The organism is Kosmotoga sp. DU53, assembly GCF_001639905.1.
Lineage (GTDB): Bacteria > Thermotogota > Thermotogae > Petrotogales > Kosmotogaceae > Kosmotoga > Kosmotoga olearia.
The window spans coordinates 15,571-32,075 of record NZ_JGCK01000033.1 but is presented as its reverse complement, the minus strand read 5'-3'; the positions used below and the strand labels follow the sequence as shown (position 1 = coordinate 32,075).

Here is a 16,505-nt window from a genome sequence, read left to right as displayed (position 1 = left end):
GCAGGGATACACTTATATAAAAAACATAAAGTCGGAGGGGGCGTATGAGAGACTATAAGAAAATACCGCTTTGGAAGGATGTCACAGAAAAGGAGTGGAACGACTGGCGATGGCAGGTACGGAATAGGATCACCACAGTTGAACAGTTAAAACAGGTGATCAATATAACCAAGGAAGAAGAAGAAGGTATCAAAAACTGCCTCAAAACCCTTAGAATGGCTATTACTCCTTACTACGCCACGTTGATGGATCCTGACAATCCAAAATGTCCTATCAGAAGGCAAGCTGTTCCTACTGAAAAGGAACTCATTGTTGACAGATGGGACATGCTTGATCCATTGCACGAAGATGAGGATTCTCCGGTTCCTGGCCTAACTCACAGATATCCTGACCGTGTTCTGCTGTTGATAACCGATCAGTGTTCTATGTATTGCCGTCATTGTACCCGAAGGAGATTTGCCGGCCAGCTGGACAAACCGAGAACCAAAAGGGAAATCGATAAAGCCATTGAGTACATTCGAGAAACTCCGCAGGTGAGGGACGTTTTGCTTTCCGGTGGGGACGCTCTGCTCGTTGATGATTCTGTTTTAGAATACATATTGAAGGAACTCAGGAAAATACCACATGTGGAGATAATAAGGATTGGAAGCAGAACGCCTGTTGTTCTTCCACAAAGAATAACACCAGAACTGGTGAAGATGCTTAAAAAATATCATCCTATTTGGTTGAACACTCATTTTAATCATCCAAAAGAAATTACACCTGAATCCGCAAAAGCCTGTGAAACTCTCGCAAATGCAGGTATACCACTTGGTAACCAGAGCGTTTTGCTTAGAGGTGTCAATGACAGTCCTTACATAATGATGGAACTCGTTCACCAGCTTGTGAAGATAAGGGTCAGGCCTTATTATATTTACCAGTGTGATCTTTCCCAGGGAATAGGTCATTTCCGAACTTCTATCAGAAAAGGTATAGCGATCATGGAATCGTTGATAGGGCATACATCGGGATTCTGTGTTCCTACCTTTGTTGTTGATGCTCCCGGTGGCGGCGGGAAGATCAGGGTGATGCCACAATACGTTGTTTCACAGTCGGATAGAACGGTGGTTCTCAGAAACTATGAAGGAGTAATAACCACCTATCATGAACCGGAAGAAACGGATACCGACGTTGATGATTCTGAATACAGGAAGAAATACGAACTCAAAGGAGTTGCAGCCCTTCTTGACGGTAAGCAGCTCAACATAGAACCGGCTAATCTTGATAGAAAAGAGCGGATCCTCCGCTGGAAAGAAGGGAGGGGAAAGGGTGGCCAGAAAGTATGATGACATAACAGTTGGTAAAGTTTTTGAGAAGAAAAGAAAGGTCACCGACGAGATGATTAGAGAATTCGCGAAGATTACCGGGGATGATAATCCGGTTCACCTCGATGAAGAGTACGCCAGGAGTACGATTTTTGGTGGCAGAATTGCCCATGGAATCCTCATCCTCGGTCTTGTTTCGGCGGTTCTTGGAAGAGATTTCCCGGGGCCAGGTACGATATATCTCAAGCAGGATGCAAAATTCAAACGGCCTGTCTATCTTGATGAAGAAATCACCATTCGGGTAGAAGTTCTTGAAAAGATAACCGGGAAATCAAGAATAAGATTGTCGACGCAGGTGATCAAAAGCAACGGAGAAATCGCCGTTGATGGCGAAGCGCTGGTTATGTTCAGGGATGAATCTTAGTTTCTTTTAAGAAGGAGTACCGATGAAAACACGTGATCTCCTTAAAAAAATACTAGATCTGGATAGCGTTGCTATCGTTGGAATGGAAAAGAATACCGGAAAAACCGAGGTGCTTAATTTCATTGTTAAGCACCTCGGTGATTCTTCAACTAAAATTGGGGTTACTTCTATTGGAATGGATGGCGAAAGTATCGATCAGGTAACGTTGACGCCAAAACCTGAAATAATACTCAGAGAGGGCAACTTTTTTGCAACTTCGGAACGCCATTTCAAAGAGAAAAAATTTCTTGCCGAGATATTTGAAGTTAGTGAAATTTTTACCCCACTGGGAAGAATTGTGTTAGCAAAAGCTTTAGAACCGGGGAAAATAATTCTTACAGGACCTTCAACAACTACCCAGGTTAAACGAGTGATAGAAGATATGATAAAGTTGGGTGCCACTACCGTATTGGTGGACGGGGCGATTTTTAGGCTGAGCTCTTCTTCACCGTTTATAACGGACGGTGTTATTCTTGCAACGGGAGCAGCATTATCCCTGAATAAATACGAACTTCTGAAAAAGACGAAGCATAAGGTTAATTTGATGAAACTCCCTGAAGTTAGCCAAGAACTGCGGAGAAAACTTTCCAGCGTAATCGAAGCGCTGTGGCTCGTTGACGATAAAGGGGAGCTTGAAAAAATTCCCATGAAGACTACGCTATTAGGAATAGGGGATCTGGAAGAAGATGTTTTAAAGGGAAAACGTATATACGTGACGGGATCACTTTCTGAAAAATTTGTAAGGAACATTATTCAGAGAAAGTGGAAAACTATGCCTGAAATCATCGTTAGAGATTACACAAAGGTTTTCGTTTCTCCAGAAACATTGGATAGGTATTTCCGTCTTGGTGGCAGGATCTTTGTTTTGAAACAGGTAAATCTTCTGGCGGTTACCGTTAATCCTCTTTCTCCAAAGGGCTACAAGCTCAATTCGGAAGAGCTTGTAGGGCTTCTGGAGAAGGAACTGGGAGTACCGGTTATCGATGTCGTTGAAGAAGGTGATTTGACGTGATTGAAAGGGATTTTGCGGAAAAGATTGGTTTCACATATATCAAAAACGCTCTCGATATAATCACGCCTATGGGCAGGAAGCATCTTGAGTCCCTTGAATATCTCACCGATCCTGAAAAGATCGAAGCTGAACTCAGAATTTTTGATGAAATAGCCAGGTACATCGCCTGTAACCTTTCTCTTAAGGATAATCTCAAGCATAGGTTGTGTCAACTCAGGGATATTTCTGGTGTGGTTAAGAGATTGGGAACAGGTGAAACCTTCGATGATATCGCACTTTTTGAAATAAAGGCGTTCTGTATTGAAGCGGAAGAACTTCGAAGGTTGCTTGTTACCCCACCGAAGTCGATTGAAATTCCAGAGCTTTCGGAAGTTATCAGACTTCTGGATCCTGAAGGGTTCGGAATGAAAAGTTTTTACATATACGATGCTTATTCCGTCGAACTTGCTGCTTTAAGGAAAAGAAAGCGGGAGTTAGAGGGACTTTCAGATGGTGATGATGTTCAGGTAAACGAGGAACTTAACGATTTGATTAACAGGATAGGAGATATTGAAGATCGCATCCGAACAATGCTTACAGAGAGGCTTTCAAAATATCGTGAGCTTCTCGAAGAAGCGCTTGAAAAGGTTGGATTTTTAGATTTTTCTCTTGCAAAGCTGGAGATCATAGAGAAGTTTGGTTTCATTAGACCCACTGTTTCTGATAGTGTAACAGAATATGTGGGGTTGTTTGAGCCACAGGTTAGCGATGAACTGAAGAAAAAGGGAAAAGAATTTCAACCTGTTGATATACAGCTACAACCCGGAGTAACTCTTATAACCGGTGCTAATATGACTGGTAAAACCGTTCTATTGCGTTCCCTTGCTGTCGCTCAAGTGTTGTTTCAATTTGGTTTCTATGTTCCAGCGAAGAGGGCAAAAATAAAGCCTGTTGATGGGGTTTTCTTTTTATCGGGGGATTATCAGTCTTTCAAACACGGGTTATCTTCATTTGCCGCTGAAATGATTCAGTTGAACACAGCGGTAGAATTTTTAAAGGTGGGGAAAAGAGGATTATTTCTTTTTGACGAGTTAGCAAGGAACACGAACCCCCACGAGGGGAAAGCCATTGTAAAATCAGTTTTGAGAAGATTTAATTCATCGAAATCTTTCACAGTTATTACCACGCATTATGATGGAGTTTCCAGAGGTGAAAACGTACACCATTATATGGTAAAAGGATTGAGAGAAGATATTGATGTTAGTGGTGAAGTCAAACCCGAAACACTTACGGAATACACCGATTATTCGCTTGTTAAGGTGAAAGAGGAATATCAGGTACCACGCGAAGCTTTGAAAGTGGCAACTCTTTTGGGAGTCGATCCCGTCATTATAGAAACTGCCAGGGAATTACTAGACGAAGAAACAGAGTTACATTAGATTGAATAAATGAATGAAATAGATCAGGGAGGCTTGAGATTATGAAAAGTAAGCTTGGTCTAGATTTTAAGAAAGTTGAATATGCCAGGAACCTTGCGAAAGACATCGCTGCTGATGTACAGCGGTTCGTTGATAAACATACCACGGTTAGCGTTGAAAGAACCATTACCAGACTTTTAGGTATTGACGGTGTAGATAATACTGGTGTTCCATTACCGAATGTTGTGGTAAATCAGATAAAGGAAAAGGGCTTGCTTTCTGAGGGTATAAGTCTGTTTATGGGAAACGCGATACTCGAAACGGGAATGACTCCGCAGGAGATAGCAGAAGAAATCGCTAAAGGCAAATTGAACATTACGGAATTGCCAATGCATCCGATAGACAAGATCAGAGAGGCACTTGAACCGTATGTGGACAAAGCAATAAAGAAAATAGAAGACAACAGAAAGACCCGGGAAGCGATGATAGAACGCCTGGGAGAAGGACCTCAACCGTATCTGTATGTTATTGTAGCTACCGGCAATATATATGAAGATGTTATTCAAGCCCAGGCAGCGGCCAGACAGGGAGCCGATATAGTTGCAGTTATTCGATCCACAGGTCAGAGCCTTTTAGACTATGTTCCATATGGTCCTACGACAGAGGGTTTTGGTGGGACTTATGCTACCCAGGCTAACTTCCAGATAATGAGGAAAGGACTTGATGAAGTCGCGGAAGAAGTTGGTAGGTACATTCGCCTCTGTAATTATTGCTCGGGTTTATGTATGCCTGAAATAGCTGCAATGGGTGCATTTGAAAGACTTGATGTCATGCTAAACGATGCTCTTTACGGGATTCTTTTCAGGGATATAAACATGCAGCGAACCCTCGTTGACCAGTTTTTCAGTAGGGTTATCAATGGTTTTGCCGGGGTCATAATAAATACCGGTGAAGACAACTATCTGACAACAGCAGACGCTTATGAAGCAGCTCACACGGTTCTGGCATCACAGTTTATAAATGAGCAATTAGCCTTGCTTGCTGGTATACCAGAAGAGCAAATGGGATTAGGACACGCTTTCGAAATGGATCCCGAACTGGAAAATGGTTTCTTATACGAGCTTGCCCAGGCTCAGATGGCGAGGGAAATATTCCCAAAAGCGCCGTTAAAATATATGCCGCCCACAAAATATATGACCGGAAACATCTTTAGAGGGCACATACAAGACGCTCTATTCAACGTCATCGCCATATGGACGCATCAGGGGATTCAACTTCTTGGAATGCTCACAGAAGCCATACACACTCCTTTCATGTCAGATAGGTATCTCTCCATTGAGAACGCTCGCTATATTTTCAATAACATGCGAAATATCGGTGATGAGATATACTTCAAAAAGGACGGTATAATCCAGAAAAGAGCTCAGCAGGTTCTTCAAGAAACCACGGAACTCCTGGAAAAAATTCGTGAAATAGGTCTTTTCGGTGCTCTTGAAAGAGGAATTTTTGCGGATATAAAACGCAGTAAAACCGGCGGAAAAGGACTCGATGGAGTTGTAGAAAAAGGGAAAAATTATTTCAATCCGTTTATTCCGAAGATGTTGGGGGTTGATGAAGAATGAGTGGATACAATCTTGAGAAAAAAGAATTCGATAAGACCCTTAACTTCAGAGCGGTGAAGCCTTATGGAGATACAATGAATGATGGAAAAGTTCAGCTCAGCTTCACACTACCCGTTCCCGCTGGCGAGGAAGCCGTTGAGGCTGCAAAACGTCTCATGAAGAAAATGGGACTCCAAAACCCGCAGATTGTTTACTGGAAGGAGCTAACCCACGGATTCACTTTCTTTGTGGCTTATGGAGAATGTGTTCACACGGTTGATTACACAGCTATAAAGGTTCCAAAGGCAAACGTGAAAAAAATGACGATGCAGGAAATAGATGAGTATATAAAGGAAAACATTGGCAGGAAAATAGTTGTTGTTGGGGCTACTACAGGTACTGACGCGCATACAGTTGGTCTGGATGCTATTATGAATATGAAGGGATTTGCCGGCCACTACGGTCTGGAGCGCTATCAGATGTTTGAAACTTACAACATGGGCAGCCAGGTTCCAAATGAAGAGTTTGTTGCGAAAGCCATAGAGGTTAATGCTGACGCTCTCCTTGTATCTCAAACAGTTACGGCTAAGGACGCGCACATCAAAAATATGACCGAATTGGTAGAACTTTTGGAAGCCGAGGGAATTCGTGATAAAGTAATATTAATTGCGGGTGGTGCGAGAATAACTTACGAACTTGCCAAAGAACTCGGTTACGATGCGGGATTTGGACCTGGAACATTTGCGGAAGATGTTGCGGCTTTCATAGCCCAAGAAATGGTTAGAAGAATGAGGAAAGAAAAGTGAAGAAAAAGTTTAAGGAGTGAAAACGTGAAGGTTTTGGTGATCGTTAATCCAACCGCTTCCAATGGAAAAGGTCTTACCGATTATAAGAACGAAATTTCAGGGCTTTTAGAAAATATTCTTGGAAAATTCGATGTTGTCTTTACTGAATCTCAGGAACACGCCTGGAAAATTGCCAAAAAAGCTGAAGGCTACGACAGAGTTATAAGCGTTGGTGGAGATGGAACACTCAATGAAGTTGTTAATGGTCTCATTGAAGGTGGACATGATATACCTGTTGGAATAATTGGTGTTGGTACAGGGAATGATTTCATAAGGACACTAGGCATTCCAAATAATTATCCTGATATGGTAAAGAATGCATTGGGAAATAAGTTTATAGAATGTGATTTATTGTATACGGAGTTCACTGATTTTAATGGTCGTGTGCAAAAACGCTATGCGGTTAACGTTGTGGGAACTGGATTTGATGCTGCGGTCACTACAAGATTTAATAGGTTACGTTTTAAATTCAGAGGGACGTTCTCGTATTTGATGTCTTTCTTCATAGAATTTCTTGTAACAGGAACGTACCCATTGAACCTTGAGATTGATGGCAGAAAACTCGATACAGAGCAGTTTTTCATGGTTTTTGGAAATGGAAAATACTTTGGTGGAGGCATGAAGATCTGCCCTCTGGATGATCCTTCTGATGGGAAAATAGATATAGTAGGAATAACCAAGATGCCGAAGTTAAAGCTCTTTTGTCATTTTCCTGATGTTTACAAAGGAGAACATTTAAAAGTAAATCCCGTGCTTCACAACACGGGACGTGTTATAAAAATTGAAGGAAAAAAAGAGACGCTCATAGAAATGGATGGAGAGGTCGTAGGAAAACTCCCCATGACAATAAAGATCGTAGATAGAGCATTGAAAATAGCTTCAGCGTGAAACCTCTAGATCCAGTATGCCGGCGTCAATTTTCAGTGTACTTTCGATGGGGCTTTCCATGGAGCCAAAGATATAATTTGAATCAAAACGATGTTCCTGTACTCCGAGGGAACGTATCTTTTTCATACTAGTGCCAGCATTGAGCGTCAGCTTTACACCTTCGGGGACGTTTACTTCTCCTTTAATAACTCCACCCTTGAGAGTTACAGACGTATAAATGGACTGAGAGAGATTTAATGAAAATTCCAGAATACCGCTCTCGATGTTCAGTTCTTTAATAGTAAGACCGGAAAGATCAAGATCAGTTTTGAACACGCCGGATTTCGTGTAAATAATGTATTTGTAAGCTGGATTAAGGTTTAGAACGACCTTTGATTTATCTATGAAGCTTAGAAAATCTTTCTTTTGCACATTCAGGGTGATGATAAATCTATCACCTTTTAACTTTTTTTGAATGTCGAAAACCGTTCCGGAAGATACGGAATACCAAACATCCCCAATCTTGTCTTCCTGTACCACGCCAGATAAGTTGTTTATAGTGAGCGTAAGAACGTCAGATTTGAGATAAATCTCAACCGCTTCAACTTTCACATTCTCCGGATTTTCCAGAAGAAGTTCGCTGGTTTGAAATTCCCCTTCGCCAATGATTCCTGAGGGCCAGAAGAATAGGAACAACACGAATAGAGCGATAAGAATATTATTCACGTATTTTACCCAGTGGAACCCTTTGACGCTGGAAAGTATTCCCAGACCGACGAAGATCAAAATCATTGGCCAAAAGTCTGAGAGGTTAAACATCACGTTATGAAACGAATCCATTGTAAGGTTTCCAGTAACGAGTAAAATGCCTAAAATGACGAGAATTAATCCAAGGGCTAGTTTCAAGGATTTCACTCCCCTTCTTTAACCAGCTTGTACAACAAATAACCCCCTCCTGCCATGAGCAGGACACCAAGGAAAATCTTTCCGAAGACTACCGAAAATATTGTAAAAGTAGTGAAAGAACTCATCAAGAGGACAAACCCAATTACAATCACAATGAGAGCCATTAACAATCGATTTTTGTCAATTTTATTCTCTTTGTCCTCTAAAGAAGTCGGGGTAGTGTTAACCGAACGTTCAGCGCTTTGATCCGTATTTTCTGCAGAAGCACCCAGTGGTTCTCGCGGAATGATAATCATGGCGATGAGATAAAGGATTAACCCTGCGCCATGGGCGAAGAGGAGCAGTACCCAGATAAGCCTTATTATTGTCGGGTCTATTCCAAAATATTCGGCTATCCCGCCACAAACTCCGTCGATCACTTTGTCTTTTCGTGATTTGTAGAGCCTTTTCATAAGATCCCTCCTTTAAAGGTATTTCTCGAAGTTCACCCCGGCCATTAATTGACCGATAAGCTCCTGGTTTTCAGGTAATGCTTCTATCCTTTTTGTCAGTTTACCTTTATACATTACTACTATGATATCAGAAATCTTATATATTTCTTCGAGATCGGTGGAAATAAGTAAGACAGGGATTCCATTCTGGCTTGTTTTCAGTAGTAATTTATGAATATGTTCGGTTGAGGCTACGTCAAGTCCATTAGTGGGGTTAACAGCTATCAAAAGATTCAACGGAGCCTCCAGTTCCCTTCCCGCCAGAACCTTTTGAGCGTTACCGCCTGACAGTTTCTTTATCGGTGCCCATATAGAAGGAAGTGATACCCTGTATTTTTTCACCACCTTTTCGGAAAAATTCCTGACTTTCTCCCGGTTGATAATCCCTTTTGATGAAAATGGGGTGCCACTTATCGACTTAAGAACGATATTTTCACTAACCGATAGATCCGGTATCAACCCTGTCACAAATCTATCTTCAGGTATATAACCTATCCCGTATGAGAGGGCTTTTTGGGGAGAGTTTATTCTCACGTGATTTCCATGGAGAAATATTTCCCCATCGTAGGTCCGCAAACCGTAGAGCCCTTCTGCAAGCTCGCGTTGCCCGTTGCCTTCAACACCGGCTATCCCGAGAATCTCGCCGGCTCTTAAATCGAAAGAGACATTTCTAACTGCGGGTGTCCCCCTATCCCCAATAACTGTGAAGTTTCTTACCCTTAAAATCTCTTTGCCGATGTTTTTCGGGAATTTCTCAATGATTGTGTATTCCCCAACCATCATCTTGACGACTTCCTGGGGTGAAACGCTTGTAGCGTCCACAGTGGCAATTTTCTTTCCCTTTCTAAGAATGGTTATTCTGTCTGAAACGGTAAAAACCTCTTCCAATTTGTGGGTTATGAATACGACAGATTTTCCCGTTGATTTCAACTCACGGATTATGTCAAAGAGAGAATACACCTCGGATGGTGCGAGGGCCGACGTGGGTTCATCGAGGATCAGTAGGTCCACATCGCGATACAGAAACTTAAGGATTTCCACTTTTTGTTTTTCCCCGTGCGAGAGCTGCCAGATCTTTGCATCCAGATCGAGTCCGAGATGAAACCTTTCAATAATTTCCTCAATGGCTCTTCTCAATTTATCGAGCTTTTCTCTACTTTTAAGCCCCAGTATAACGTTTTCGAATACACTGAAAGATGGTACCAATGAAAAGTGCTGTTGAACCATGCCTATACCTTTTTCAAGAGCAACACGCGGGGATTGTATGAAACTCTCTTCTCCGTTGATGAATATCTTTCCTTCATCCGGAATGTGTATTCCGTACAGGATCTTCATCAGAGTTGTTTTTCCTGCACCGTTTTCCCCGAGTAGCGAGTGTACTTCACCGGGCAGTACATCAAAGTCTACTTGGGAGTTAGCAACAACAGAACCAAACTTCTTGACAATACCCTCCATTTTGATTTGCATACTATCTTCTCCTGTAAGGTATTCCAATTGCTGAAGGCGCACCGAGTTTCCGCCTTGCAGCTTCAGAGGATATGAAAATCATTATCAGTACAGTAAGCAGGTACGGGAACATATCCATAATGTAGGGGGAAAGCTTCACATTTAAAACCTGCGCACGATACTGCAATGCGGAGATTCCTCCGAAAAGATATGCACCCAGCAAAGCCCTCCATGGTCTCCAGCCGGCAAAGATGACCAGAGCGAGAGCTATCCAGCCTCTTCCGGCTGTCATATTCTCCACCCACAGAGGAGAATAGGCGATGGAAATATAAGCCCCTCCAACAGCGATTATAGTTGCTCCTAATGAAGTCGCGAACTGTCTGGTAAGGAAAACGTTTATACCTGTGAAATCTGCTGTTTCTGGCGATTCTCCTACGGATCTTAGGTGCAGGCCATTCTGTGTTTTGAATAACCAGTAATGGAGTAATGCGATGAGGATTATAGATGAATAAACGAGTATATCTTGGGAAAAAAGGGCTTTTCCGAGAACCGGAATCTTTGAAAGATATGGGATTTCTATGGGCTTTAGAGAGTTTTTCAAACCTATTCCAACATAAGCTCTCCCTATATAACCACTCAGGCCAGTTCCAATCATCATAAAGGCGAGACCTGTAACAACCTGATTGAGCCCCATATTTACCACAAAAAGAGAATATATGTATCCAAAAATAGCTCCAACTACTGCTGCTGCGAGTATTCCGAAGTAAGGGTTTCCCGTTTGAACTGCGACAGCAAACCCTGTTATCGCACCCATTAACATGGTTCCCTCGATTCCAAGGTTGAGTACACCGGAGCGCTCCGTTAATAGCTCGCCGGCGGCCGCGAATAGTAATGGAGTTCCTGCTCTCACGGCTGCTTTTGCCAGATCGGTTGTAATAGAAAGAAGTTCAGACATGTTGTTTCACCTTCCCGGTGCGGGGGATTACTTTAACATGATAACGCTGCAAGAATCCCCCGACTAAAAGCGTCAGCAGAACAATTCCCTGGAAGAAACTGGAAACTGCCACAGGAAATTTCATCAATAATTCTAACCTCGCATTTCCTACGAAAAGCCCCGCGAGAAGCGGTCCGGAAATCATAATTCCACAGGGATTTAACCCGGACAACCAGGCAACAATGATAGCTGTGTAGCCATAGCCTGGTGAAAAGTGGGATTGAAGTACATATTGTGCGCCCATCATATGAATTGCTCCTGAAAGCCCTCCAAAGGCTCCACTTATGACCATTGCTAAGAGCAAGAATCGTCTGGGGTTCATTCCGGCATAACGGGCAGCCCGGTTGTTAAGCCTTATCGCTTTCCATTTGAATCCTAAGGTTGTTTTTTGAAACACGAACCACAACAACAAGGCTATAACGGGAAGCAGGAATATCCCGACATGCACATCTGTACCTGGAATTTTCGGAAGTTTAACTGGTATCGGATCTGAAAGCGGGAAGTTTCTAACAGACGAGCTTTTCCACGGTCCGTAAACAAGATAATCCACGATTCTTATGGCGACATAGTTGAACATGAGGGTCGATAGAATTTCATTTACTCCAAATCTTACCTTCAGGAACCCTGGAATCAGTCCCCAGATAGCTCCCATAAGGATTGAAAAAAGCGGGATGATTATGAAATATATCCACACAGGTGCACCGGGTATGAGAAAGACAGATATCCATACTGCTCCAATGGCCCCAAGGTAAAATTGCCCTTCCATCCCTATATTCCAGAGCCCGGCGTAGAAAGCAATAGCGAGGCCAAAAGCATCTATCGTTATAGGAACAGCTTTGTTGAGCGTTTCAGAAAGCCCCGCTCTGCTGAGGAAAGCGTATGAAAACATTTCCCTTATACCGTAAAGTGGGTTTTCACCAAAAATCAAGATCAGCACCGCTATGATTCCAAGGGCGACAAAAAGAGAGATTATCGGGACTATAATGCTTTTTGAGCTTTCTTCCTTTTCCTCTATGGTTATTACATATCTCCTTCTAATAATGAATATGTAGAATAGCATTTCCAGCGCTATCAAAATCAACACCCAAAGGGTATAACGTTCCCTTAATTTTTTCTTCTGTGATTCAATGATATCCTTGTTTACATAAAAAGCCGTAGACAGCGTTTGTCCAGAAATGCTCAGTTTTTTTACCAGCCATGTATCACCGGAATCGAATTTGTTTAATCCTTCTGAAACTTTTTCAAGAGCAGGTACTTTTGATCCTTTTTGATAGTCGTTCGAGGCTATAACTACAAAATCCTTATCCGTTAACACCATGCCGTATCGTTCTTTTTTGGTGAGATACTTTGTTGCACTGTTCAGAGGTATCCTGGTTACTCTCAGAACACCTTCAATGTTTCCAATATCGAAGGAGATATCAACATAAAGTTTCCCTCTTTCAAGGTATATACAACTGATATAAACATTTTCTGAAAACTCTCTGGCTTTTAGGAACCACGGTTCTTTCCTTTCATCGAGCGGGAAAAAGCTTCCTGGAACCAGTTTGTAATAGCCAAAGGCGTCAACCTGGTCACCACTATTCAAAACGATGTAAAAATCCTGGCCTTCTATTCTGTTTTGCAGACCGGCCACAAACTCACTCAACTTATTGGAAGAAAAGGAAAAGCTATAGGTATAATCAGAAATTACTTCTTTTATGTTTTCAACATCCCCTTCGATACCAGTGACGAATTCATCGCATAGGTTTTTCAGCTCAGAATAAACAGCAGAAGTGCCTTTTTGCACTTCTGCCAGATATATTCCGGAAACGATAAACGCTGTTGTGATAGCAACTATGGAGAGTAATAACAGGCTCTTACGCATAGCTTTTCACTTATTCCACAGGTGATTCTGGTAATGTTCCTTCTACTCCTTCTACAAACCAGTACATGGAGAGAAGCTCTTCGTCACTTGGTACTACCCCTTCGGGTATTCTGACCTCGCCATTTTGATCCTTTATAGGTCCTTCAAATATTTTATATTGTCCGAGGGCAATTCTTTTCTTATAGGTTTCAACAAAAGCTCTTATGGGGCGGGGTACAGCAGAATGGATGGGAGCTATGTCCACAACGCCCATTTCAAGGCCAGGCCACAGATCTTCGCTTTTCCACGTACCATCGATAACACTTTTCACTATTTTCTCGTAAAGCGGGCCCCAATTCCAGATTGCCGCTGTGAGGTGAGATTCCGGCGCAAAAGCTGACATATCATTGTTGTAACCTATCGACCAGACACCATGTTCCTGTGCTGTTTGGTTCACAGCGGGAGAGTCCTGACCGTGGGCTACAACGTCTGCACCAGCTTCTATCAAACTGAGAGCAGCTTCCTTCTCTGTGGCGGGATCGAACCATGCGTTAACCCAGACAACCTTGACGACAGCATACGGATTTACTTTTCTAACACCGAGAGTGAAAGCGTTTATACCTCTGACCACTTCGGGAATTGGGTGCGGGGCAACATAGCCGATAATGTTTGTTTTTGTCATCGCACCAGCTACCATACCGACGAGGAAATCAGCCTGGTAGATTCTTCCGAAGTATGTTCCCACATTTTCGGCTCTTTTGAATCCTGAACAATGCATGAAGATAGTATCGGGAAAGTCCTTTGCGACTTCAAGGGTTGGATCCATATAGCCAAAACTTGTTGTAAAGACTATGTCACAACCGTCAGCGGCCAATTGCCTGATTCTTGCCACAGACTCTGCACCTTCAGGCACGGCCTCGAAATACATCGTTTCGATGCCCGGGAAAATTTTCTCCAGGTATTGGCGACCCTGATCGTGTGCATACGACCACCCAGCATCGCTTACAGGGCCAACATAAACGAACCCAATTTTGAGTGCAAAGATTGACAGCCCCATTAGCAGAATTAATCCGAACGAACCAAGCTTTTTCATACAATCCCCCCTAAGGATGAGATGAGTTGACCTGACGTAGTTATTGTCACACAAATGCTCTCTGGAATTCAAGTTTTTTACTAACAAGCCCAATCCCTCAATTCAAAACAAAAAGGGTCGGCTAGACCGACCCAACACTTGAAAGCCTAATTTCATAAAATAGGCTTTTCCACTTTTCTTGCGCCATCAGATGGAAGAACATCGTAAAATTTTGGTTCATGATTGTATGCTTTTTTATAAACCTCTGAAAGCTCTGAGATGATGCTGTCCACTGCCGTTTTTCACAGATTGCGAGGACAGAACCACCGAATCCGGCGCCAATCATCCTGCACCCTGAAACGCCGGGAAGATTCCTGAGCTTTTCGACCATAAAGTCGAGTTCTTCGCATGATACCTCGTATTCGAAAGCCAGAGATTCATGGGACTGGATTAAGAGTCTGCCAAGGTTTTCAAAATTTGAGTGTTTCAAAATATCCACACTTTCGAGAACCCTCATGTTCTCGGAAACGATGTGCATAGCTCTCCTGTAACTTATCTCGCTTATCTTAGAACGTGCCATAAGAACGTCGGCGAGTTTCACATCGCGATAGCTGGTTTTCCCAAGCTCTGCAAGAGCCTTCTTTGCTTCTTCTCTTCGTTTGTTGTAGTCACCGGATGAGAGGGTATGCCTTACTCCCGAATCTATTACAAGTAAAGAATAGTCTTTTAGCTCAAGAGGGATGTATTCGTAATCCATCGTATAGGTATCGAGAAAGATCGCTTTATTTTCTTTTCCCATTACGCTTGCAAACTGGTCCATTATTCCGCATTGGACGCCAACAAAATCGTTTTCTGCTTTTTGGCAGAGAATAATCCTTTCCTTATCTGTAAGGCCAAGGTTCAACAGTCCATTTAGCGCGGTTATTACCGCGACTTCAAGAGCGGCGGAACTTGAAAGACCCGCGCCTTCCGGAATGTTCGAGGTAATTTCCAGTTCCAATCCAGGGAAATCTATGTTCTTTTCCTTTTTAAGAATCCAGAAAACGCCTCTTATATAGTCTGACCAGTCATTGGCCTTTTCGATAGAATCTGTGGAGAATGCAGAGGTTCCTTTCTGTGCGGATCTGACGGTTATCTTGTTGTCTGGTGCTTTTCTGACCCCGACCTGAATATATTTGTTTATCGCAGCGGGTAAAACATAGCCATCGTTGTAATCAGTATGCTCTCCTATTATGTTGATTCTCCCAGGGGCAACATAGTATTCGAAATTACCCATTGTCTATCACCACCTCTCTGAGTTTTTTTGCTACTTCTTCGGGTTCTGATGGATTTATAAACGTCCAGCTACCAGTTTCAACGCTGGCCATCCATTTCAGCTTGTCTTTTGTTCTTTTTGGTGGATTGAACTCAACGTGAAAGTGGAAATAGTCATCGTGAATCTCTCCTGTGTTTACGGGAGGGTTATACAGTGTCATCATGTAAGGGAAAGCTTCATCGAAGAGTTTGTCGTACCTCTTTGCCACGTCTCCTATAGCCACGGCGAGATCTATTTTTTCCCTGGCTGTTAGATCAATAATGGCTGAAACGTGACGTTTGGGATATATATGCACCTCATAGGGGAATCTTGCGTAAGGAGGAACGACGGTTAACATATACTCAGTTTCTCTAACGACGTTTTTTTCAAGAGAGTGTTCTTTTATAAGATCACATAGAGCACAGGAAAGATTTTTAAGATAATACGTTTTCATCGTATGAAGTTTTTCTTTTATCCTTTTAGGGATGAAGGGAAAAGCATACAGTTGGCCATGAGCGTGGCTTAAGGTTGCCCCCACTTCTTTTCCTCTGTTTTCAAAGATGAAGATGTACTTAATCCCGTTCAAATTTGAAAGTTCGCGGTATCTATCGCACCAGACCTCGATGAGTTTTGTAAGCTGTTTTAAGTTCAGCTTTGATACTGCCGAGTTATGCTCAGAAGTGTACATTATTACTTCGCACTTTCCAATGGCTTTTTCCGTTTTTAATACCCGGGAACCGTAAGTATGTGGCTCTTCAGCATTTAGCAGTAAGGAGGGATAGCGGTTGTCGAAAACAGCAAGATCATAATCTTTTTCCAGTTCAAGAACTCCTGGACACAATGGACAGCTTCCTTCTGGGAGTACCGGGCGGGAACTTCTTGTGGAAGAAATAATTACCCACTCACCTGTTAGCGGGTTGAACCGAAGTTCGTGCATTATCGCTATACCCCCCTTGAACGTTCTACACAA

At 42.6% G+C, this 16,505-nt stretch carries 15 protein-coding genes; 7 read left to right on the top strand and 8 right to left on the bottom strand.

The features are described 5' to 3' along the window. The first annotated feature begins 44 nt into the window (after positions 1 to 44). The 7 genes from ablA to DU53_RS04895 are packed head-to-tail and all read left to right on the top strand — an operon-like array spanning position 45 to position 7,510. On the top strand, positions 45 to 1,325 hold the full coding sequence (gene ablA, locus DU53_RS04925; RefSeq protein WP_015868333.1) for a lysine 2,3-aminomutase: 1,281 nt from the start codon (positions 45 to 47) through the stop codon (positions 1,323 to 1,325). Beyond that, on the top strand, positions 1,309 to 1,728 hold the full coding sequence (locus tag DU53_RS04920; protein WP_015868332.1) for a MaoC family dehydratase: 420 nt from the start codon (positions 1,309 to 1,311) through the stop codon (positions 1,726 to 1,728). The genes ablA and DU53_RS04920 overlap by 17 nt, the downstream gene beginning before the upstream one ends. 22 nt (positions 1,729 to 1,750) lie before the next feature. Beyond that, positions 1,751 to 2,779, top strand: a complete 1,029-nt coding sequence (locus tag DU53_RS04915; RefSeq protein WP_082853828.1) for a hypothetical protein — start codon at positions 1,751 to 1,753, stop codon at positions 2,777 to 2,779. Then, on the top strand, positions 2,776 to 4,197 hold the full coding sequence (locus DU53_RS04910; protein WP_082853827.1) for a hypothetical protein: 1,422 nt from the start codon (positions 2,776 to 2,778) through the stop codon (positions 4,195 to 4,197). The genes DU53_RS04915 and DU53_RS04910 overlap by 4 nt, the downstream gene beginning before the upstream one ends. A gap of 41 nt (positions 4,198 to 4,238) precedes the next feature. Continuing rightward, positions 4,239 to 5,798 (top strand): lysine 5,6-aminomutase subunit alpha, encoded by a 1,560-nt coding sequence (locus tag DU53_RS04905; RefSeq protein ID WP_063727795.1) that lies wholly within the window; start codon positions 4,239 to 4,241, stop codon positions 5,796 to 5,798. Continuing rightward, complete coding sequence (locus tag DU53_RS04900) at positions 5,795 to 6,583, top strand: OAM dimerization domain-containing protein (protein ID WP_015868328.1); 789 nt, start codon at positions 5,795 to 5,797, stop codon at positions 6,581 to 6,583. Before DU53_RS04905 ends, DU53_RS04900 begins: the two co-directional genes overlap by 4 nt. Positions 6,584 to 6,607: 24 nt before the next feature. Further along, positions 6,608 to 7,510, top strand: a complete 903-nt coding sequence (locus DU53_RS04895; protein ID WP_063727793.1) for a diacylglycerol kinase family protein — start codon at positions 6,608 to 6,610, stop codon at positions 7,508 to 7,510. Here the strand turns inward: DU53_RS04895 and DU53_RS04890 are convergent. From DU53_RS04890 to galT, 8 genes are all read right to left on the bottom strand, one after another. Further along, the gene (locus DU53_RS04890) at positions 7,502 to 8,395 is read right to left on the bottom strand and encodes a hypothetical protein (RefSeq protein WP_015868327.1); all 894 of its coding nucleotides are present in this window, start codon (positions 8,393 to 8,395) and stop codon (positions 7,502 to 7,504) included. The genes DU53_RS04895 and DU53_RS04890 overlap by 9 nt on opposite strands. 5 nt (positions 8,396 to 8,400) lie before the next feature. Continuing rightward, the gene (locus DU53_RS04885; RefSeq protein ID WP_015868326.1) at positions 8,401 to 8,847 is read right to left on the bottom strand and encodes a PspC domain-containing protein; all 447 of its coding nucleotides are present in this window, start codon (positions 8,845 to 8,847) and stop codon (positions 8,401 to 8,403) included. A gap of 12 nt (positions 8,848 to 8,859) precedes the next feature. Next, positions 8,860 to 10,353, bottom strand: coding sequence for an ABC transporter ATP-binding protein (locus DU53_RS04880; RefSeq protein ID WP_063727791.1), 1,494 nt, complete (start codon positions 10,351 to 10,353; stop codon positions 8,860 to 8,862). Position 10,354: 1 nt separating this feature from the next. Beyond that, positions 10,355 to 11,287, bottom strand: a complete 933-nt coding sequence (locus DU53_RS04875; protein ID WP_015868324.1) for an ABC transporter permease — start codon at positions 11,285 to 11,287, stop codon at positions 10,355 to 10,357. Further along, positions 11,280 to 13,190, bottom strand: a complete 1,911-nt coding sequence (locus tag DU53_RS11895; RefSeq protein WP_015868323.1) for an ABC transporter permease — start codon at positions 13,188 to 13,190, stop codon at positions 11,280 to 11,282. The genes DU53_RS04875 and DU53_RS11895 overlap by 8 nt, the downstream gene beginning before the upstream one ends. 10 nt (positions 13,191 to 13,200) lie before the next feature. Beyond that, positions 13,201 to 14,262 (bottom strand): BMP family ABC transporter substrate-binding protein, encoded by a 1,062-nt coding sequence (locus tag DU53_RS04865; RefSeq protein WP_015868322.1) that lies wholly within the window; start codon positions 14,260 to 14,262, stop codon positions 13,201 to 13,203. Positions 14,263 to 14,383: 121 nt separating this feature from the next. Beyond that, a complete protein-coding gene (gene galK, locus DU53_RS04860) occupies positions 14,384 to 15,517 on the bottom strand; it encodes a galactokinase (protein ID WP_235599711.1) in 1,134 nt (377 codons plus the stop codon). Continuing rightward, on the bottom strand, positions 15,510 to 16,472 hold the full coding sequence (galT, locus tag DU53_RS04855; RefSeq protein ID WP_063727788.1) for a galactose-1-phosphate uridylyltransferase: 963 nt from the start codon (positions 16,470 to 16,472) through the stop codon (positions 15,510 to 15,512). Before galT ends, galK begins: the two co-directional genes overlap by 8 nt. Positions 16,473 to 16,505: the final 33 nt, after the last annotated feature.